We start from the raw sequence: 20,404 nt of genomic DNA on the forward strand, positions 1-20,404 counted from the left end.
AAGTTTTGGATCAAGCGGAGGTTGCAAAAGCAGGCCTGAAAGGCCGATTTATCCTAACCAAGTCTGATAGGGCTGGGTTTTGCCGGCCACTCGATCTCCACCAGGCCTGAAAGGCCGATTTCCAAACTCAAAAATCATGAACAAAATCGGTCTTTCATACCTCTTGTCCTTTGCATGTGTCCTACCTTTTCCCGGAGCTCAACCGCTCCGGGCTGCTATAAATCAGGCATTCAGCCTGGGTAGTTCCCACCTCCCCACCTCGGCATATACTGCTACCTTTCGTCTTTGAGATTCCATTGACGCTGGGTGGTCAAACTTCTCAGAACACTTGCTCCCTCCGTTTACCAAATCTCTAATTAGTTGAAGATCAACTGGCCTTATTTTTGCCCAAAATATTTGGCTTTTGTATGGAACCAATTTGTACAGATATGCTATTTTAACCACTCAATCACCACTAACACCAAAGAACTTTTATGACCGAACAACAAAAACAAGCACTTGAGCAAGCCATAGACGCTTTGAAAGGCAAACTGACCGGAGATATGTTTGCTGACATGGAGACCCGGGATGAAATTCACAACCTGGAAATGCAGCTGAAAGGTGTGAAACCTATGGATTCACATTTCGACTGCATCGGCTGCGGAAGCTAAATCTTTAGCGAATTGGCCAGCTATTTTATTATTTACAAACCCTTTGGGGTTTTGACACAATTTTCTGGAGAGGGGCCTACATTGGCCTCTCTCGGTGCTTTTCCCCGGGAGGTATATCCGGTAGGGCGACTGGACAAAGATAGCGAAGGCCTTCTCCTCATTACTGATGATAAGTGGCTCAACCACCATCTCCTCAATCCAAGATTTGGTCATCAACGGACCTACTATGTCCAATTGGAGGGAATTCCCACTCCAGAAGCTTTGAAGCAGCTTCAAGCCGGTGTGGTGATCAATGTGGATGGGAAGGATTACAAAACCAAACCCTCAATTGCCAAAATCCTGGATCCGGTACCCCAGTTGCCGGACAGAAATCCACCGATTCGGTTTCGGGCTTCCATCCCGGATACTTGGATTTCCCTGACTTTGATCGAAGGGAAAAACAGACAAGTACGAAAAATGACAGCAGCAGTTGGATTTCCGACACTTCGTTTGGTCCGGTTTTCAATGGAGAAAATCAACATTGCGGGGATGCAGCCGGGTGAAATTCTGGAGTTGGATGAAAAGACGGTCTATCATCAGCTGGGCTTGACTGGATTTGCCAAAGCAGCGACTTCACCAAATAGTGGAAAAGGAAACCGTCGTTCTTAAATTTTCCTAAAAACCTCCGTCCCCCGCTTGATTTCCGCTTGTACCATTTAAAATTGTTGGTTGGTACAAATTCCCCTAATTTAGCCTCGCCATTTCAGGCATCTAATACTTGTAGTTCATGCATCAGGATAAAATCGCCGAAGTAATTCAGGAAGTCAAAAAAGTAGTCGTCGGTCAGGACAAAATGGTCAACCGATTGTTGATCGGACTTTTTACCAACGGACACATTCTCCTCGAAGGGGTGCCAGGTTTGGCTAAAACGCTCACAGTAAATACACTCGCCAAGGTACTTCATCTGGATTTCAAGAGGATTCAGTTTACTCCCGATTTGTTGCCATCGGATCTAATCGGTACGATGATTTACAATCAGCAAACCGCAAGCTTTGAGGTAAAAAAAGGCCCGATCTTTTCCAATGTGATTTTGGCGGATGAGGTGAACCGCTCCCCTGCAAAAGTTCAGTCCGCTTTGCTCGAAGCGATGCAGGAAAAGCAGGTCACCATCGGAGAGACTACTTTTACTCTTGACAGGCCATTCTTGGTTTTGGCCACTCAAAACCCGGTGGATCAAGAGGGAACCTATCCCCTGCCTGAAGCCCAAGTGGATAGATTCATGATGAAAGTCCATATCGACTATCCCAGCAAATCTGACGAAATGGAAGTCATGCGGCGCATGTCCAACATGCAGTACACTTCCGAAGTACGACCGATACTTACCAAGCAGGATATTTTTGACATCCGAAACGAAATCAATGCAGTCAACATCGCCGAGCCTTTGGAACATTACATCATTGAATTGGTGTTTGCGACGAGATTCCCTGCGCAGTACGGCCTAAAGGACGAAGCGAAATACATCATGTTTGGGGTTTCTCCACGTGCCAGCATCAATTTGAACCTGGCAGCAAAAGCGGTTGCATTTATGGATGGACGGGATTATGTATTGCCCGAAGACATCAAAGAAATCGCCGAAGACGTGTTAAATCACAGGATTTTGCTCAATTACGAGGCAGAAGCTGATAATGTGAGCACCAGAAGTCTGGTGAAAACACTCCTTGAAAAAGTGCCGATCAATAAGGCCGTAACATTGAAATAACATTAAATCAAGCTTAGCAAGGCTTTCCGGCAGGAAAGCCTTTTTTTTTGTCTCTGCTGTTAATTCAGTATTAAATTCTGTCTGGATTTTTAAACAAAGCATAAACAGTAAAATTCTCTTGTGGGGAAAATTGAGGTCAGCTTTGCATCATCAAAATGCAAAACCATAATTCTACCTATAAAATGAAAAAGTACAATTACCTGATAATGCTTGTTACAGCTTCCCTTCTGGGACTTACCAGCTGTATCGAAGGAAATGATAAACCGGATACGGATACTGATACCGGATCAAGCGTGGATATCACTTCCAACATTACCACAAACACCACTTGGGAAACCGGAAAAACTTATGTCCTGGCAGGAAGAATTGCCGTGACTTCCGGTGTCACTCTTAACATTCAGCCAGGCGTGGTTGTAAAAGGCCAAGTAGGATCGGGAGCAAATGCTTCTGCTCTGATCATCGCACGTGGCGCCAAAATCAATGCTGTTGGGACTGCTGCTCAGCCTATCATTTTCACCACTGTGGCTGATGAAATCGAGCCGGGCCAAATCGCTTCTCCAAACATGGAGCCTACTCTTGAAGGACTTTGGGGTGGCTTGATGATCATGGGCCGTGCAAAAGGTTCCTTTGCAGGAGATGTTCAGGAAATCCAAATTGAGGGTATTCCTGCATCCGACATCAACGGACTCTATGGAGGAAATGACGACGCTGACAATTCCGGTGTTCTAAAATATATCTCAATCCGTCACGGTGGTGCCAATATCGGTGAAGGAAACGAAATCAACGGTTTGACCCTTGGTGGAGTAGGTTCAGGTACAGTGATCGAGAACGTAGAGGTAGTAGCCAACCAGGATGACGGAATAGAGTGGTTTGGCGGGACAGTTTCTGTGAAAAATGCGCTGGTTTGGAATTCCGGTGACGACGCAGTCGACACAGACCAGTCCTGGGCTGGTACTTTGGACAATTTCATCATCATCGCTGGTTCAAATACTGACCACGGTTTGGAAGTCGATGGGCCGGAAGGAGCTTACAATGCGGCTCACACAGTGAAAAACGGATCTGTAAAAGGCCATCCAAACTCTGAATTTGGTGATTTCAGAGCGGGGGCCAGAGGAACTTTCGAAAACCTATACTTCTTCAATTTCCCTGCTCCATCTGCTAACAACAACGCAGGAAAAGGTGACTTGTCCCTAAGTGGTGACAATACCATTGCAAACTTCACCAATAGCATCCTGAAATTCTCCAAGCTTGAAGCAACCCTTGTCGAAGGCGTAACATTACAGCAGGCATTCAGAAACGGTACAGATGTACATGCTGGTACTGTAGCTGCCAAAGCTAACACTGTTGGAGCTGACAAAGCCGCATTCAATGGCTGGACTTGGGCTTCTGTTGGCAACACACTAGCTGATTTCAAATAATTAAAAAAAGCACCCGGAAAGAAAGGTCTTGCAAGGACCCTTTCTTTCCGGGTTTCTCAATTGAATTCACCCATTTGCTGTATGAAAAATAAATCAAACCAATCCATGCGAAAAGCAACTTTGGCAATTGTCCTGGTGGTAATTTTCCAACTGCTGGCAGGATTTGCCTTTGCCCAGAACGGTACCATTCGAGGTGCTGTTTATGAAGAAACTACCGGAGAACCTTTGTTTGGTGTCTCTGTATTAGTAAAAGAATTGTCCACCGGAGCAGTAACAGATTTTGACGGAAAGTTTGAAATCCAGGTAGCTCCGGGCACTTACACCGTTCAGGTGTCTTACCTTTCTTACTCCACTATCGAACTGACAACAGTCCTTGTTGATGCCGGCCAGGTCAATGTCCTCAATGACATTCTGATGAAGGAAGAGGCTTCTGAATTGGAAACTGTGACTGTGCAGGCTGCCGCTATCCGAACCACGGAGTCAGCATTAATGTCTGTGAAAAGAGGAGCTCCCAACTTGTTGGATGGGATCTCTGCGAGCACTTTCCGTCAAATTGGCGATGGTGATGCTGCTTCTGCTGTAAAGCGTGTAACAGGAGTTTCTATCGAAGGTGGTAAATACGTATATGTCCGTGGTCTTGGTGATCGCTATACCAAAACTGTCTTAAACGGGATGGATGTTCCTGGATTGGATCCGGATCGGAATACCATCCAGATGGATATTTTCCCAACCAATGTTATCGACAACATCATCGTTTCCAAATCTTTCACTTCTGAATTGCCTGCCGATTTTACCGGTGGTGTAGTGGATATCGAAACCAAGGATTTTCCTGAGGAAAAGACCATGAGACTGGGGATTTCAGGAGGTTTGAATCCATCGATGCACTTCAACAACAATTACATCACCTATGAAGGCGGCAAGACAGATTGGCTGGGTTTTGATGACGGAACCCGCGCAATTCCAACAGGCGGAAGAACTGACATCCCGCAGTACGGCGATGTGGTTGGAAATCCAAACAGTCCTGCAGGATTGGAATACCAGCAAATTCTGGGTGACTTTAACAAAACACTCGGCGGAACACGTCAGTCCAGTTTGATGGATTTTGGACTTTCTTTTTCTTTGGGAAATCAAATCGTCAGACCAAAAGTGACCTGGGGCTACAATGCTGCTTTGACCTACAAAAACGAAACAGAGTATTATCAAAACGCGGAGTTTAACCTGTATGCAAAGCCAATCGGTGAAACTGAAACAGAACTTGAGTCTTTGGAAAAGCAAAGAGGAGACTATGGGGTAAACAGTGTTTTGCTTGGAGGAATGGCTGGAATTGCTTTGAAAACCAATGCATCCAAGTACAAAATCAACTTCCTGCACCTTCAAAATGGAGAATCCAAAGCCGGTATTTTCGATTTCGAAAACACAAACTTGGGTGCAAACTTTGAAGCAAAACAATACAACCTGGAGTACAGCCAAAGAGCTTTAACAAGTGTCCTGTTTTCTGGTACACACTTTTTCAGTGGAAGAGATTGGGAAGTTAGCTGGAAGATTGCGCCAACCCTTTCTACCATCGAAGATCCGGATATCCGTTTCACTCGTTTTAGATTGCCTACGAATAATATTTCTACCGAAGTGGGTCTGCCAGCCAGAATTTGGAGATCCCTTCAGGAAGAAAACCTGGTTGGGAAAGGTGACATCACCAGAAATATGTCTGTCTGGAACAGAGACGCAAAACTTAAATTCGGAGGAAGCTATTCCTTTAAGCACAGACTTTTCAATATTCAAAGCTTCCAGTTTCCGACAGGTGATACTGAATTGACCGGTGATCCAAACCAGATCATGGACGAAGAAAATCTGTTTTCAGCAAACAATAGAAATGGTGTTCGCTATAACCCTGACTTTATCCCAAACAATCCAAATGAATACGAAGCTTATGCTACCACCATGGGTGGATATGCTTCCATGGAATTGAACCCAGCCGAGAAACTGAAGGCGGTGGTTGGATTGAGAGTGGAGCAGTTTAACCAATTCTACACCGGTACCAATCAAACAGGTACAATTGTCTATGACTTGGTGGAAATGCTGGATGACCTGGATTTCTTTCCAACTGTCAATCTGATTTATAACCTGAAGGAAAATCAAAACCTGAGACTTTCTGCTACCAGAACTACCGCAAGACCTTCTTTTAAGGAACTTTCCTATGCTGAAATCTTAGATCCGATTACCGGTAGAACATTCATCGGTGGACTTTACCCGGAAACTACAAATGGAGGTTCTGAGGTATTGTGGGATGGAAATTTGACATCCACCCGCATAAACAACTTCGACTTGCGTTGGGAATTGTTCCAACAAAGAGGTGAAATGTTCTCTGTGAGCGCATTCTACAAGACCTTTGAAAGACCGATTGAAATTGTCCAGTTCCTTTCGGATCCGGGTACTTTCCAGCCACGAAATGTGGGTAATGGAGCAGTGGCTGGTTTGGAATTTGAATTCAGAAAGTCCTTGACTGTTTTGGCTCCGTCACTTGAGAATTTCTTTTGGACAGCCAACGTCACAGTTACTGATTCCAAAATAAAAATGTCTGAATCCGAATTGAGATCCAGAACTCTTTCTGCTAAAGAAGGTGAAGTGGTGAATGATACCCGTCAGATGGCAGGTCAGGCTCCATTCATTGTAAATACCGGCCTTTCCTACACCAGCTTTACCACTGGATTTGAGGCAGGTTTATTCTACAATGTTCAGGGATCCACGCTCAATTACGTGGGTTTTGGAAACCGAACCGACACATTCTCGGTCCCTTTTCACTCTCTCAATTTTAACCTGAACAAATCATTCGGTGCGGATGAAAGAATTCAGGCAGGATTGGGAGTTCAAAATATCCTGAACCAGAAGCGTGAAATGGTGTTTAGTTCTTACGGAGCTCAGGATCAGATTTTCTCAAGCTTGGCTCCGGGGACAAAGATCAATTTCAATGTTGCCTTTTCTTTCTAATTAATATATGCCACGATGACCTGAGGCCCCGAAAAGGGGCCTTTTTTATTTTCAGGGATTGAAATGATTACTTTAGGAAAAAATAAACCCATGAAGTATCTCTTTTCCCTTTCAGTTTTCCTTCTCAGCTTTCAATTACAAGCTCAAGAATTAACCGGTGCTGAACAATTTTGGAGCAAATTGGAATTGCATTGTGGCAAAGCCTATGAAGGGAAACTGGTGTCGCCAGAATCCGATCCCAGATTTGCCGGCAGACTCGTCATGCATGTCAGATCCTGTGAGGATGGCAGAATCCGGATTCCTTTTTTTGTCGGAGAGGACCGTTCACGTACTTGGGTTTTGACAAAAGATGAGTCAGGTTTGATCCAATTAAAGCACGATCATCGTCATGAGGACGGAAGCGAAGACAAAGTCACACAATACGGCGGAAAAGCGACAAATACTGGTTCAGCGCTAATCCAGTTTTTTCCGGCGGATCAATTTACTGCTGGCTTGCTTCCTGCAGCCGTGGGCAATGTTTGGTGGATTACAGTTGATGAAACCTCCTTCACCTATAACCTCCGAAGGCTGGGTTCAGATACACTTTTTAGCGTTAAATTCGATTTGACCAAGCCAGTGTATGCCCCTGAGGCCCCTTGGGGTTGGAAAGATTAACTGTACTAAACCATGACAAACTCCTCCCTGATTGCACTATGGGCCGAAGGCCGAACTCGCTTCACGAAATTGCTGGATGCAGTTCAGGAGGCTGACCTGCCCAAAAAGAATGGCGACAGTCCCAATTCTGCTGGTTTCTTGATCCGGCATATTGCGGAAGTCGAGTTGCTTTTTGCGAAAAATGTCTTTGGCTTAGCGGAGGTAAAAATTGTCGCAAAAACGCTGATTGCCCAAAAGGATACTGGAGAGTGGACCAATCTTGCGGAACTGAAAGAAATCGCTTCTTATTCTGGTGAGATGATTATAAAAACAATTTTGGCTCAGACAAACTGGGATGAAGTCATCGAAACCAAAGAGTTTGGCAAAAAGACCAGAGCAGAAGCATTGGGCAGAATTGTAACCCATACTGCTTATCATGCCGGTCAACTGGCCTTGGTGTTGAAATACGGGAAATGAGCGTTAGGTGAGTTTTCGGATGATTTTTTCAGCTTCTGGAAAGAGAGAAAGCAAGTCTTCTGCATTAAAAAGTTCAAAATCCCTGAAATCAAATCCGGGGGCAACTACGCAGGAAACCAAAGCATAGCTTCCAACTTCGTTAACAGAACTTCCAAAAATGGTATCGGATTTTACCAAATGCTGAGGTAAAGCTCCAGATCCGTCGACAGGTCCAAGCTTTAGAATTTCATGCCCTTTCTCTCCCAATAAATGGACTGAAAGTGGGCTTCCCTCATGCCAAAACCAAAGTTCATCGCTTTTGATCCGGTGAAAATGTGAGACATCTTCCGAACGGAGCAGAAAGTAGATGGACGTGGTGAGATTTCTTTCGCCGCCTGAGGTTTCCAAAACTTGAGCAGAGCGATAGGTTTCCGCATAAAAGCCTCCTTCCGGGTGGGCTTTCATGTCCAGTTTTTCAACCAATTCCTGGATACGCTTTCCGCTCATAGCTTAGGAGTAGGATTCGGTCAGGATTTGCACGATTCTTTCGGCAGTCTTCCCATCCCAAAGGGGAATTCCCTGGTATTGTTTCCACTCTCCTTTCATAATCTTTTCGAGGTAGGGCTTTAGCTTTTTGGGATCAGTTCCCACCAGTTCATTTGTGCCGAGGTGGATGGTTTCAGCCCTTTCGGTATTATCCCTGAGAGTTATACAAGGCACGTTCATTACAGACGTTTCCTCAGTTACTCCACCCGAGTCTGTGATCACGCCTTTGGCATTTTTCACCAAATAGTTGAATTCCAAATAGCCCAAAGGTTCGCACATGTGAAGGTTTGGAGCCTGAATTCCCAGATTTTGTAGGTTTTTAGCGGTGCGGGGATGTACAGGAAAGAAGATCGGCAATCCGCAAGTTCCTTCCAAAATTGCATCAATCATCGCTTTCAGAGAATGTTCCTGATCGACATTGGCCGGACGGTGCATGGTCATCACGAAGTAATTTCCAGGACTTAGATTCTCAAAAATTTCACCTTCCGGTTTTTTGAAATTGGGCATCTGAGCCTTCAGGGTGTCGATCATGGTATTGCCGACAAAATGGATTTTTTCCTCAGTGACTCCAGCTTTTCTAAGATTGGAATTGGCGATTTCAGAAGTAGTGAAAAAATGATCGGTGATGCTGTCGGTGACCATCCGGTTGATCTCCTCCGGCATGGAAAGGTCTCCGGAGCGTATTCCTCCCTCGACGTGCGCAACATCAATTTGTAGCTTTTTGGCAGCGATGGAGCAAGCCAATGTACTGGTGACATCCCCTACCACAATGACCAAATCGGGACGGTTTTCCATCAGCTCTTTTTCGAAAGCAATCATGATTGCTGCGGTTTGCTCAGCCTGAGTGCCTCCTCCTCCGCCGAGATTGGCATCCGGCTCGGGAATATTCAGCTGGTCGAAAAAATCCCCGGACATCTTTTTGTCGTAATGTTGGCCGGTATGAACCAAACGGTAGACGACGTTTGTCCCTGCTTTTTGTTGCTTTTGAAAAGTATGAATAATCGGAGCGATCTTCATGAAATTGGGCCTGGCTCCTGCAACGATTGTAAAAATGGGCATGTGTAACTCGAATAGTTTGGGCAAAAATAAATAATCAATTCGGTGCGACAGTCTCTTTCGTCAGAATCATGTGCTCCTTTTGGTCAGATTTTTGTTTCTTTGTCCCGATGCTTTTTGAGTAAAACTGAATTAATGAGAAAGATTAGTTGGCGCAATCGCCTCCATGTGTGGATACTTTTTGGATCTTTGATTTCCATGGCTTCCTGCCTCCCCACTGTAGAAACGGAGCAAGTATTTTATTCCAATGATTTTTCGGATCTGGATCTTGCGGGGTTTGAAAATGGAAGGCTATTTATTTTTCAGAATGATACCATAGCTGGCTATTTCCACAATGAAGAGGTAGCGGTAAATCTTCAAAATATTCCTTCGCATAATTACCTCAAAGTGACCATTGAAGTGCTTGTCCATGACAGCTGGGACGGCAATCCTGACGATGGTATAGGAGGTCCTGATTTTTGGTATATGGGATATGATGGTACGGAGGTTTTCAGAACTACCTTTTCCAATTCTCCCTGTGTATCCACCTATTGTCTGTTTCAGTCCTACCCCAATGATTATTTCAGGCAAAATGTCCCCAAATCAGGAGCCATCAGGACCAATTTACCAGGCCTTTGCATTTTCGGAGCCAGTCCCAACTACACCACCACCTACCAGGTGTCCAAGTTGATAGAGCACTCCAACCCGAAGGTGAGAATATACATGGGGGGAGAACTGAAAGCAACGAATTCGCCCGATCCGATCTGTGACGAATCCTGGTCGATAGGCAAGATTGAAGTGGTGGCAATTCAAACGAATTAAGGGATGGATATGAAATTGCAAGTATTATCAGTTTCCTTTTTTTGTTTCTTGTTTTTGGGCCTTGGTTATAAGGTTAAATCACAGACAATTCCGGTCGGGACGCCGGTTTTGGATGAATATCTAAGGAGGCAACAGCTTTTGGGGAAGGTTGATTCGGCTTCCTCATGGATGATCCGGCCAATTTTTCCAACTGAGGCATTTGGTGTTGAAAATGGATTTGATCTCGACAGCTCGGTGGTGGATCTGGACAATTCCAACCTGCATCGAAGAATCGGGAAAGACGGTTCGGGGAAATTTTTAGTGATGCCGGGTATTTATAAAGTGCAGTATAATTCCACCTATGCGTTTGGTGTGAATGATGGTGCTTTTATCCCAAACAGAGGATTTCAGCAGGTTTTTAACCCCGGAGTCTATGCCGAATATGGAAAATTCAGCCTGCAGTTTCAGCCCGAACTATTGATCGCCCAAAACCAGGATTACCTCGGTTTTCCATTGGAGCACCAGGCCACGATCCTGTTTTATTACGAATACATGAATCGTATCGATATGCCTGAGCGGTTTGGTACGGGCACCTTTGTCAAATTATACGCTGGGCAATCCAGTTTCAGGTTCAACCTGAAGGAGTTTTCTTTGGGTTTGTCCACCGAGAACCTCTGGTGGGGACCCGGTCGAAGAAATTCACTCTTACTGGGAAATAATGCCCCGGGTTTCCTCCATTTCACTTTGAATACCAGAAAACCTGTCAAAACAGAAATCGGATCTTTTGAGGGTCAGTTGATTTCAGGTTTTTTGAAGTCGACAGAATTTCTTCCGCCTTGGCCTGATTATAACATCCAGCAAAATCCGGTTTACATTCCAAAAAGAGGAAATGGGAACCGGTATATATCCGGGTTGATACTGACCTACCAGCCTAAATGGGTCCCGGGCCTGTTTTTGGGATATGGATCAGTCAATCATCTGTATCGGGAAGATATTTCGAGCTTTGGAGACTTGATCCCTGTTTTCAATGGACGAAAGGGGCCATCCAATGTTTGGGATCCAATTCGTGATAAGCGTCAGCAATTTAGCTCCGGATTTTTCAGATGGTTGAGTCCTGCAGGCCATTTTGAGTTTTATGGGGAATATGGTACTAGAGGAAACAGCCGCAAGTTTGAAGAGTTTATCACTACTCCCGAGCAGGGAAGGGCATTTACTTTTGGCTTTGCCCACCTTATGAATCTGAAGAAGCCTGGGAGATTCCTTGAGATAAGTTCAGAAATGACCCTTTCGGGTCAGACGATTCGGGAAGAAATCCGTCAGCTTCGCACCTGGTATATTCATGATCATGTGAGGCATGGTTATACCCATCAAGGACAGGTATTGGGGATAGGAAATGGTCCAGCGGCGAATCAGCTTTTTGTAGGTTTGGCTTGGGTGGAGGGACTCAAAAAAATTGGGTTGCAGTTTGAAAGAATCGAATACAACAATGATTTCTACTATTACCGGTACGAGGCTTCTAAGGATTTCAGAAATAAGTATGTGGACTTGGTGTTGGGCTTGACTCCTGAATGGAACTTTGGAAGTTTTTTACTCGCAGGCAAATTCCAGTACGTGAGTACCCTGAATTACAAGTGGTATTTGGAGAATCAGCCGGATCAATATTTCGTTCCGGGGTATGACAGGAAGAATTTTGTGGGCTCGGTCGGATTAACTTACCTTTTTAAATAGGGGTATTTTATTCAGGATTGTAAAGGAGATTTTTTGAAGGACAGCTCTGAAAATAATCCGCTTTTCGGAAAGGCTTAAAGGCAGTTTGAAGATTACTTCACAGATTGCCAGATATAATGCAGACCGGTTGGTAAAGCTATATTTCCATTGAATGGACAAGTTTTTTTTGGTGTAAACTTTTTCAAAAAGAATCTCATCCGAGCAAACAAAAGGGCCAAAGGAAGCAGCTCTGATCAGCCAAACCAAATCCAGGGCAAATTCTTTTTCCCCAAATCGCAAGGGTTCAATCGGCAATATTTTTGGCACAAAACTGCTTCTTAGTAATCCATGATAGGCTGCCCACCACTCAGGAATCTCAAGTTTGATCAGTGGGATAAGGCGATCTTCCGGGCGGAGAGAGGAAGCAAATCCATGCGGAATAGAATCTTTGGAAGTGCCGTTTTCATAGGTGTTTTTCATTCCAGGTACACATAAAATTGCTTCAGGATTTTTTTCCAAAAGCACTACTTGCTCTGATATGAAATTCAATTTGGGAATGTCATCATGTGGATTGAAAAAGCAATAATCACTCGATTCTGAAGTGATCTTCCAAAAATGAATGGAGTTCCTCCACCAGCCTAGGTTATTTTCGTTTCGGAATAATTTGAACCTTGGGTCCTTTTGGCAAAAATCATCACAAATCTCAAGAGTACGATCAGTTGATGCATCATCACAAATCCAAATCTCAAAGTTCATATAAGTTTGCATTGAAAGGGCTTCCAAAGTGGCCAGGATGAATTTTTCAGCATTGAAGGCTGGTACATATCCGATTACTTTGGGAACCTTGGTCAATTGGCTGGATTCAATAGTCAAGATCTTGTTGTTTGAATTTTGGTAAATCGTAACAGAGGTAATATTATTCCACTATAAATTATTCTAAATTCTAAATTTGTGATGAATTTTCACCAACGCTTTTGCCTGATCGCTGATCCAGAAGTGCAATAATAAAACTTAATGAAATGAAAGCAGAAAAAGATAAAGTAATAGCAGTGGCATACACCCTACGAGTCGATGATGGAGAAAGTGGTCAGGAACTCTTTGAATCGGTAACTGAGGAAAGCCCCTTTTACTTTTTGATGGGTTATCAAAATGTCTTGCCCAAATTTGAACAGGCAATTGAAGGGAAAATTGCCGGAGAAAGTTTTTCGGTAGCTATCGATTTCGAAAATGGCTATGGAGATTACGATGAAAATAAAAAAGTGATCATCCCAAAAGCCAATTTCAAGGAAGACGGAAAAAAGAACAAAGACTTGCTCAAGGTCGGAAATGTAATCCCCATGCAGGATGACAAAGGAAACCAAATGCGCGGTGAAGTGACCAAGGTAGATTACCGTGGAGTACATATGGACTTCAATCCGCCTTTGGCAGGATTTGACTTATTTTTTGAGGGAAAAATAATCTCGATCCGAGAAGCCCAACCGGTGGAGATTGAGCACGGTCACGTGCATGGGCCTGATGGACATCACCACCATTGATTTTTCATAAAATGTATCCAGTTCCAAATGCCCTATTCACATTGAATAGGGCATTTGTCGTATGGTGGAGTAGGTAATGGGTAGGTAATTTTGACCAGTTCAGTTTTAAAAACCTAACCATTTATTTTGTGAAAAATACAATCGAAATTTTTAAAAAGGCCGCCCTTCTGGTTTTTTTTGTAGCATTTATGGCATGTTCCAATGATGACGGTCAAGATGTTTCCGGTAGCGGGGAGGAGTTTTCGGCAAATGTCGCAGGAGTGGGTGCAATCGCCGCCTCCAAGGATTTTGACACCGTTTCTGGGACTAAAATTGCTGCGGGAGGGTCCAATGTACTGGTGCTTCAGGGCACAGACAACTCCGGCAAAGGATTTATGCTAAGATTGAATACTTACACCGGGATCGGTTCTTATTCTCTAGGATTTGGAAATATCGCCAACTCTGCCACCTACATTGGAGGTACAGCAGTGGGAGAGCAATACTCCACGGCATTCCAAGGAACCTCAGGTAACATTACTGTAACTTCTGATGACGGCAAAACCATCGAAGGAACCTTTGAATTTGTGGGAAAAGTAAACAACACTTCTGCCTCAGTCTCTGTATCCGAGGGCGTGTTTAAAGTCAATCTCCAAGAGGGTGGATAAAGGAATCAAATTTTTTTAAAGTGTAGCTAGATTTTTTGAAATGGCAAATTTTCGGAGGATTAGGGTGATGATTCCGAAAATGAGCCGGGTTCCCGGGTGACCGGGAACCCGATTTCATTTTTTCAGTTCGTAGCCGTAGGTTTTGTAAGCCAAGTCTATGCTAAGCTCACGAAGGCCAAGAATCCGATCCGAAGGGTACAGCAAATACGCTTTGGATAGTTGATCAACAGCCTGCCCGAAGGCCTGGGTGTTGAAATGTACGATGGCATCATTGTAATATTGAAGACCTGCCAATTGCTTCAAGTTGACAATTCTGAAAATGGCATTGTCACTGTAATCAATATGTTGACCAGCTAAACCCTGGTTCAGAACTTTCAATTTTGAATTTGCTTCCGGTCTGTAAGCATCCAGATAGTTCTGAACTTCTGAAGGCATGGTAATCATACCGCCTACAGGTAGTGTGCTTTCTAAAACCACTTTTTTACCCTCCAAATTGACAACAATAAAGACATGAAAGTCTGTCTCCACGATGTCAAAAGAGTATTCATATCTCTCAAGTAAAAGTCCTAAAGCCGCTGAACCGCTTACGCAATCGAACTTTCCTTCAGAAAGCATAGAGTTGAAACTCGAATGCAGTTCGTATTTCTTGAGAAGTTTTTGGTGGGTTTTTTGGAAAATCTGGCGGAGAAAATTGAGCTCATCGCCTTTTTTGGATGCTTTTGAATCAAGGTCTTCAACTAAGCTTGCCCAGGCATCTTCAGGACTTGTCTGGTCCGCTTGAACGGCCCTGAATAGTTGGAATGGGTCCTCATTTCCTGTTTTCCAAATATTCATCTCCAATTCAGAATCAAAGGTCAGGTTTTCATGCTCCAGCAATTCATTCTGAGGTTTGGCCACTTGTGCCAACCCTGTCAGAAGTAAGAGCGTGAATAAGACCTTTTTCATGTGATTATAATTGCTTTTTAGCGGTCACATGGAATCTCGCATGGTGGAAAAACTTCCCACTGTTTAAAGTATTTGTCATGCTTGATTTCACATGAGATGAATCTAATGTTAACCAATTGTGCCAAAGTTAACAATTTGGTAACATTAGAAAATGCCCCAGCTAAAAACTTAACATTGAGTACTCTAGGTACTCATTCGTGATGATAGGGCTCGTTCTTTAAAATTGTAAAGGCTCGATAAAGCTGTTCTACAAAAAAAGGTCGGATCATTTGGTGGGAAAAAGTCATTTTTGAAATGGAGATTTTCCCGTTGGACCTTAAATAAAGTGCCTCAGAAAATCCATAAGGGCCTCCAATGACAAAGACCAATTGGCGAAGTCCCGAATTCATTTTCTTTTGCAGGTAATCGGAAAACTCAACAGAGGAAAATGTTTTCCCTCGCTCATCGAGAAGAATCAACTCATCGGAAGTTTGAATTTTTTTGAGGACCAATTCCCCTTCTTTTTCCTTTTGAATCTGCTCGGAAATCGACTTGGTGTTTTTTAAATCCGGAATAATGTCCAGTTCAAAGCGGACATAAAATCCTAAGCGAGTGGAATATTCCTCTAAAAGTTTTTGAATGGCAGGATGATCTGTTTTCCCTATGGCAATCAGCTTGATTTGCATCCTCCAAATATCTAAAAAAGCTTCAGAAAAATTTTTACGGAAAATTTTGAACAAAAACTAAAATCCGCTCAAGTAATTCTCCTACCGTACCTACCTGAAAAAGTCCATTTAGGATTCTTAACAAATCTTTGACAAACAATCACTTAAGACAGACTGTTCGGCCCTCACAAACCAAAATAATTTCTACCATGAAAAAAGTACTTTCTATTCTGATGGTGATGACGATTTTCTTCGCTTCATCATTCACACCAAAATCTGCAAATGTTCACGAAGTTGAAGCGGACATCGTCGACTTGGCAGTATCCACTGAGTTTTTGTCCACTTTGGTGGCAGCTGTCAAAGCTGGAGATTTGGTCAACGTGTTGAAAGGTGATGGTCCGTTTACCGTTTTTGCGCCTACTAATGAGGCATTTGCAAAACTGCCGGCCGGAACTGTTGAGAACCTGTTGAAGCCTGAAAACAAGGCTCAACTAGTGGCGGTTTTGACTTACCACGTTGTGCCTGGAAAAGTAATGTCGAAAGATCTGAAAAATGGCCAAAAGGCAAAAACAGTTCAGGGTTCTGAAATCACCGTAACCCTGAAAGACGGAAAAGCCATGATCAACAATGCAACTGTTACCGCAGCGGATATTGAGGCAAGCAACGGTGTGGTCCACGTAATCGACACGGTGATTTTGCCTAAGATGTAATTCACCTCATTCCAAAAAAATAAGCCCTCCGAGAAATCAGAGGGCTTTTTTGTTATTTGATCAATTCTTTGCGCTTCAGAATTGTTTCAAGAAATTTCTTTTCGTTCTCGGTATTGAAAATCCGGAAAGGAAGGTGGATAAACTGTGCCTTGGAAAGGTAAAGAACAAATGCATCTTTGGTGAGTTCGACGCGCTTGACCATGTTCCACTGAACAGGCATTCCTTCTCGGGCATTGATTTTCATAAGAATTTGGCGGCTGTCGATTTCGTAGGCCAATTTTTGAAAAATTGGCTTATTCTGTTCCATTTGGGTAACCCCGGTAAATTGGATGGTCCAAAAAAGAACATAAAGCCCGTAGGCGATCACAGCACCGATAAACCACCAAATGGATGCAATCCAGAAATACCCAAAGCATATCGCAAGGGCAATCAAAATAACCCACCATTGTTCTTTTAGGATGGATTTTAGGCCCATTTTGATGTAGGTTCCAGTCTCGAGCTGGTATTTTTTTGTTTTGATAATCATCGGTTACAAATTAGAGAGCGCAAATATCCACCTATCCGAGTGATTAAGCAAGTCCGATAAAATCATAAATAGGGGTATTAGATGAAACAAATGGATTAATCCGTTGATTTAGAATTTCCATTCGTTTATATTATATGAAAATCATCAGCTATGAACAGTCTTGTGATAGATCTTTTTATGTGCGGTGTAGCTTATGTCATTTTGATCTATTTTGTGGCTACGATGACAAAAAACTCCCTCAGGAGAGGAAATAGTAATAATGATGATGGGGACGGAGGAATTGAAAACCTAACCCCACCAAAAATTGATTTGCCTCCAGGGGTGATTTGGCCATCGGATGTCCCAAAAAAATCAAAGTCTCCCGAGCCGATTGACTTCTAGTGACACTTTTCGCAAATGCCCTGAACCAACAGGCTCATTTCCTTTTTTTCAAATCCTGAAGGAAGTTTGATCTGGGGGAGAATAATATCTTCCAAACAGGTCGTTTCCCCGCAGATTTCACATTTGAAATGCACATGTTCGTGGCTGTGATTGTGCACAGTCTCTCCATGTGAACAAAGCGCATACTTAGTCGCGCCGCTGTCATCAAGGACTTTGTGAATCAGATCTTTATCCAAAAAAGTCTTCAGAGTACGATAGATCGTCACCCGATCAAACTGCTGATTGAGCGTTTCCTCCAGATCTGAATGCGAAAGGGCGATGTTTTTGTCAAGAAATTCCTGAATGATTTCCTGTCTGCAATCGGTAATTCTGAGTTTGTGGGATTGTAATATGGTTAGCGGGCTCTGCATGACTTCCTTTTGGCTTTTCAAATTAACTCAAAAAATGGAAGTGAAAAAAAAGGCGCCAAATTCGGCGCCTTTTAAGTGTTAATTTCCTGATTCTTCGGAGAGGATTTTTTCGATTCTAGCCAGAGCATCCTCCAAATGGAGTTTTGACATTCGGTCGGAAGTCCTTCCGATTGCAGCTCTGATCTGGGTTTGAAGCGTTTTCAATTCGCCTCTTGCCATTGGTCTGATGTCAGACTGAGAAGCATTGATCTGAGGTCCTACAAACTGACGGAATTGTGCCGGAATGGCAGGTAGATCTCCCGTTAAAAGCAATTCTAGACGCTCAATATGTGCGCGCTGCAATGCTCTACGGTGAACATCGATGGTACTTCCAGATGCTAATTCAGTCCAGATTCCTTTTCTCAAGTCGTCGAACAGCTCGGTGATTTTGTAAGCCTCATTTCCGTTCAACGCTTCATTTTCAATCACACGACCTAAACGGCCCCAATCCAAAATCCCATTAAGGGAGGTCACCTGCATTCCTCTGATTCTTTCCAAAGCTCCAAAGTCGCCGATTCTGGAGATGATCTCATCGTCTATCATCCAGGTTGGAGTTGCGAACAGCTGCTTGTTAAGGAAATCCACCGCTGACTTCTGCATTTCTTTGGAAGTGTGGGTGTAAACGGCATCACCTTGTCCAGAAGATTTATAAATCTCCATGACACCGCCCACGTTGGTTCTCACATGTCCCATGTACCGGTTGAACTGGCCGATTACCTGACCGTACATTTCTTCCAGGTCCGCATAATCTTTGTATGGTTTGTTTTCTTCAGCTGTCCATTCCATAAGGTTTGGCATGATTCGCTTCAGGTTTTTAATTCCATATTCGGAAGCTTTGATTGCATTGTCTCCCAAATCCTCAGACTGAGTTGTTGGATCATAGCTGTTTCCCTGACGGCCATATCGATACACAGGATCACCTTTTTTGTCCAAGATCCACTGATCCAGGATCGCCTGTTCTTCTTCCGGAGTATTGGCTTCCGGAATTGGCTTATAACCCCACATGACGGCGTATTTGTCATAAGGTCCCACATCAGGCATCAGGCTAACACCGGCATCTTCTGGCTGGGCGATGTAATTGAATCGGGCATAATCCATGATCGATGGTGCAGTGCCAAATTCCTTTGTAAATGCCGGATCACGCAGTTTTTCTACCGGGTAAGCTACAGAAGAAGCAAAGTTGTGAGGCAAGCCCAAAGTATGGCCTACCTCGTGGGAGGAGACAAAGCGAATCAGTCTTCCCATTGTTTCCTCGGAGAAATTCACTCCCCTTGCATCCGGATTTATTGCTGCTGTTTGGATAAAGAACCAGTTTCTCAGCAAGTTCATGACGTTGTGGTACCAGCCGATGTGAGACTCTAGGATCTCTCCTGATCTTGGATCTGACACGTGCGGGCCATAGGCATTCTGTATATCTGAAGCGAAATATCGGATCACGGAGAATCGGGCATCTTCAGTACTCCAGGTTGGATCTTCCTCAGGAGTTGGTGCTTCCTTGGCAAGGATGGCATTTTTGAAACCGGCTGCTTCGAAAGCTTTCTGCCAGTCTTCCACACCCGCGATCAGATAAGGGACCCATTGCTTAGGAGTGGCGGGATCGATGTAGAACACGATGGGTTTGACCGGCTCAACCAATTCCCCACGCTTGAATTTCTCCATGTCCTCCGGCTTCACTTCCAGTCTCCAGCGGTCCAAATAACGGCGTGAAGCTGCCTTTTGGGCGTCAGAGCCATAGTCCACATAAGATCTGGCAAACCAGCCCACTCTTCGGTCCGCAAGTCTTTGCTTCATCGGCTCCTTTGGAAGTAGGATCATGGAAGCGTTCATTTCCAAAGTGATTAAACCGGTAGAACTGTTTGAAGGTGGCTCGGCTGCTGCATACGTCAACACATAGCGAGCCTCGATGTTGATTGGATAGGAATTGATATGTGCGATGTAAGTTCGCTCATTATCCAGTCGGGACACTTTATATTCAGTTCTTCTGTTTCGCTGAAGACCCAAAGCCTGATTGTCTTTGTTGAATAGATCCGTAGCCTCGATTACAATGCCAGTGGAATCTGTTCCGCGGGATTTGATGGCGAATTTTTGAAGGATTGGTTCTAGGTTGGAAGCTTTCACCGCCATGGAAATAGGCAGGGAATCCGCTGCGTAGTTGTTGACGGAGACTACTTTGAGCAGGATGTCGTCATTGCTTTTCTCCCAGCGCACCATCAGGTTGTTGGTGTTTTCACCGCCGTATCCGATTCCGTCTGCAGTTTTGGCGATTCTTACTACCATCAGCATATCTCGGCCAAGAAGAGAATCCGGGATTTCGTAGAAAAATTTATCCTCGATCTGATGCACTTTGAAAAGCCCTTCTTTGGTTTTGGCTTTTGCAGTGATCACTTCTTTGTATGGCTTTGGCCCGTTGGTCGGCGCACCGTTTTGCGGTTTCGCCGGTGCTGTAGGAGCTGGCGTTTCTTGGCCTTTTTTCTTTTTCTTTTGGGCAAATGAGTCTTCTGCAGATAGCAGCGTTCCCATCAATCCCAATACAAAGGCAGTTCTCCTTAGTAATTTGGGTAGGGTTTTGTTCATGTTACAGTATTTGGATTCTGGAAATAA

The 20,404-nt window shown here is 43.9% G+C and carries 21 protein-coding genes; 13 read left to right on the forward strand and 8 right to left on the reverse strand.

Features of this window, described 5'->3' with window-relative positions:
* Nucleotides 1-473: 473 nt before the first annotated feature.
* The 7 genes from B0E43_RS23450 to B0E43_RS23480 all read left to right on the forward strand — a co-directional run bounded on the left by B0E43_RS23450 (nt 474) and on the right by B0E43_RS23480 (nt 7,901).
* Entirely contained in the window at nt 474-650 is a 177-nt protein-coding gene (locus B0E43_RS23450) for a hypothetical protein (protein WP_168171866.1), read from the forward strand.
* A 51-nt stretch (nt 651-701) separates the two neighbouring features.
* Nucleotides 702-1,298, forward strand: a complete 597-nt coding sequence (locus B0E43_RS23455) for a pseudouridine synthase (RefSeq protein WP_371454115.1) — start codon at nt 702-704, stop codon at nt 1,296-1,298.
* A 118-nt stretch (nt 1,299-1,416) separates the two neighbouring features.
* The gene (locus tag B0E43_RS23460; protein WP_077346068.1) at nt 1,417-2,388 is read left to right on the forward strand and encodes a MoxR family ATPase; all 972 of its coding nucleotides are present in this window, start codon (nt 1,417-1,419) and stop codon (nt 2,386-2,388) included.
* Between the two features lie 182 nt (nt 2,389-2,570).
* Nucleotides 2,571-3,806 carry a hypothetical protein gene (locus tag B0E43_RS23465; RefSeq protein ID WP_077346120.1) on the forward strand — a complete coding sequence of 412 codons (1,236 nt, stop codon included), beginning with the start codon at nt 2,571-2,573 and terminating at the stop codon, nt 3,804-3,806.
* A gap of 105 nt (nt 3,807-3,911) precedes the next feature.
* On the forward strand, nt 3,912-6,791 hold the full coding sequence (locus tag B0E43_RS23470; protein WP_077346121.1) for a TonB-dependent receptor: 2,880 nt from the start codon (nt 3,912-3,914) through the stop codon (nt 6,789-6,791).
* Nucleotides 6,792-6,881: 90 nt separating this feature from the next.
* Nucleotides 6,882-7,445: a hypothetical protein gene (locus B0E43_RS23475; protein ID WP_077346122.1), complete on the forward strand. Its 564-nt coding sequence runs from the start codon at nt 6,882-6,884 to the stop codon at nt 7,443-7,445.
* Between the two features lie 12 nt (nt 7,446-7,457).
* Nucleotides 7,458-7,901, forward strand: coding sequence for a DinB family protein (locus B0E43_RS23480; RefSeq protein ID WP_077346069.1), 444 nt, complete (start codon nt 7,458-7,460; stop codon nt 7,899-7,901).
* A 3-nt stretch (nt 7,902-7,904) separates the two neighbouring features.
* On the opposite strand, the gene B0E43_RS23485 is transcribed toward B0E43_RS23480, so the two are convergent.
* Together B0E43_RS23485 and wecB are read right to left on the reverse strand one after the other, a co-directional pair.
* The gene (locus B0E43_RS23485) at nt 7,905-8,387 is read right to left on the reverse strand and encodes a cupin domain-containing protein (protein ID WP_077346070.1); all 483 of its coding nucleotides are present in this window, start codon (nt 8,385-8,387) and stop codon (nt 7,905-7,907) included.
* A 3-nt stretch (nt 8,388-8,390) separates the two neighbouring features.
* Nucleotides 8,391-9,485 (reverse strand): non-hydrolyzing UDP-N-acetylglucosamine 2-epimerase, encoded by a 1,095-nt coding sequence (gene wecB, locus B0E43_RS23490; protein ID WP_077346071.1) that lies wholly within the window; start codon nt 9,483-9,485, stop codon nt 8,391-8,393.
* A 132-nt stretch (nt 9,486-9,617) separates the two neighbouring features.
* Here wecB and B0E43_RS23495 point away from each other — a divergent pair, with 132 nt between their 5' ends.
* Together B0E43_RS23495 and B0E43_RS23500 are read left to right on the forward strand one after the other, a co-directional pair.
* Complete coding sequence (locus B0E43_RS23495; RefSeq protein WP_168171867.1) at nt 9,618-10,283, forward strand: hypothetical protein; 666 nt, start codon at nt 9,618-9,620, stop codon at nt 10,281-10,283.
* A 9-nt stretch (nt 10,284-10,292) separates the two neighbouring features.
* Nucleotides 10,293-11,990 (forward strand): capsule assembly Wzi family protein, encoded by a 1,698-nt coding sequence (locus B0E43_RS23500; RefSeq protein WP_077346124.1) that lies wholly within the window; start codon nt 10,293-10,295, stop codon nt 11,988-11,990.
* Here the strand turns inward: B0E43_RS23500 and B0E43_RS23505 are convergent.
* The gene (locus tag B0E43_RS23505) at nt 11,970-12,842 is read right to left on the reverse strand and encodes a glycosyltransferase family 2 protein (protein ID WP_168171868.1); all 873 of its coding nucleotides are present in this window, start codon (nt 12,840-12,842) and stop codon (nt 11,970-11,972) included. The genes B0E43_RS23500 and B0E43_RS23505 overlap by 21 nt on opposite strands.
* Before the next feature lie 146 nt (nt 12,843-12,988).
* Between B0E43_RS23505 and B0E43_RS23510 the strand changes: the two genes are divergently transcribed.
* Nucleotides 12,989-13,504 (forward strand): peptidylprolyl isomerase, encoded by a 516-nt coding sequence (locus B0E43_RS23510; protein ID WP_077346073.1) that lies wholly within the window; start codon nt 12,989-12,991, stop codon nt 13,502-13,504.
* Nucleotides 13,505-13,632: 128 nt separating this feature from the next.
* On the forward strand, nt 13,633-14,148 hold the full coding sequence (locus B0E43_RS23515; RefSeq protein WP_077346074.1) for a DUF6252 family protein: 516 nt from the start codon (nt 13,633-13,635) through the stop codon (nt 14,146-14,148).
* A gap of 114 nt (nt 14,149-14,262) precedes the next feature.
* Here the strand turns inward: B0E43_RS23515 and B0E43_RS23520 are convergent, their stop codons facing one another.
* Entirely contained in the window at nt 14,263-15,093 is an 831-nt protein-coding gene (locus B0E43_RS23520) for a hypothetical protein (RefSeq protein ID WP_077346075.1), read from the reverse strand.
* A gap of 191 nt (nt 15,094-15,284) precedes the next feature.
* A complete protein-coding gene (gene rlmH, locus B0E43_RS23525; RefSeq protein WP_077346125.1) occupies nt 15,285-15,758 on the reverse strand; it encodes a 23S rRNA (pseudouridine(1915)-N(3))-methyltransferase RlmH in 474 nt (157 codons plus the stop codon).
* Between the two features lie 188 nt (nt 15,759-15,946).
* Between rlmH and B0E43_RS23530 the strand changes: the two genes are divergently transcribed.
* Nucleotides 15,947-16,447, forward strand: a complete 501-nt coding sequence (locus B0E43_RS23530; protein WP_077346076.1) for a fasciclin domain-containing protein — start codon at nt 15,947-15,949, stop codon at nt 16,445-16,447.
* A 52-nt stretch (nt 16,448-16,499) separates the two neighbouring features.
* Here B0E43_RS23530 and B0E43_RS23535 read toward each other — a convergent pair whose 3' ends face one another.
* Nucleotides 16,500-16,973 (reverse strand): YcxB family protein, encoded by a 474-nt coding sequence (locus B0E43_RS23535; protein ID WP_077346077.1) that lies wholly within the window; start codon nt 16,971-16,973, stop codon nt 16,500-16,502.
* Nucleotides 16,974-17,123: 150 nt separating this feature from the next.
* Here B0E43_RS23535 and B0E43_RS23540 point away from each other — a divergent pair, with 150 nt between their 5' ends.
* Nucleotides 17,124-17,354: a hypothetical protein gene (locus B0E43_RS23540; RefSeq protein WP_077346078.1), complete on the forward strand. Its 231-nt coding sequence runs from the start codon at nt 17,124-17,126 to the stop codon at nt 17,352-17,354.
* Here B0E43_RS23540 and B0E43_RS23545 read toward each other — a convergent pair.
* Together B0E43_RS23545 and B0E43_RS23550 are read right to left on the reverse strand one after the other, a co-directional pair.
* Nucleotides 17,351-17,764 (reverse strand): Fur family transcriptional regulator, encoded by a 414-nt coding sequence (locus B0E43_RS23545; RefSeq protein WP_077346079.1) that lies wholly within the window; start codon nt 17,762-17,764, stop codon nt 17,351-17,353. The genes B0E43_RS23540 and B0E43_RS23545 overlap by 4 nt on opposite strands.
* A 78-nt stretch (nt 17,765-17,842) precedes the next feature.
* Nucleotides 17,843-20,323, reverse strand: a complete 2,481-nt coding sequence (locus B0E43_RS23550) for a zinc-dependent metalloprotease (RefSeq protein ID WP_371454137.1) — start codon at nt 20,321-20,323, stop codon at nt 17,843-17,845.
* Between the last annotated feature and the right edge of the window lie 81 nt (nt 20,324-20,404).

Source organism: Algoriphagus sp. A40, from assembly GCF_002002735.1.
GTDB lineage: Bacteria > Bacteroidota > Bacteroidia > Cytophagales > Cyclobacteriaceae > Algoriphagus.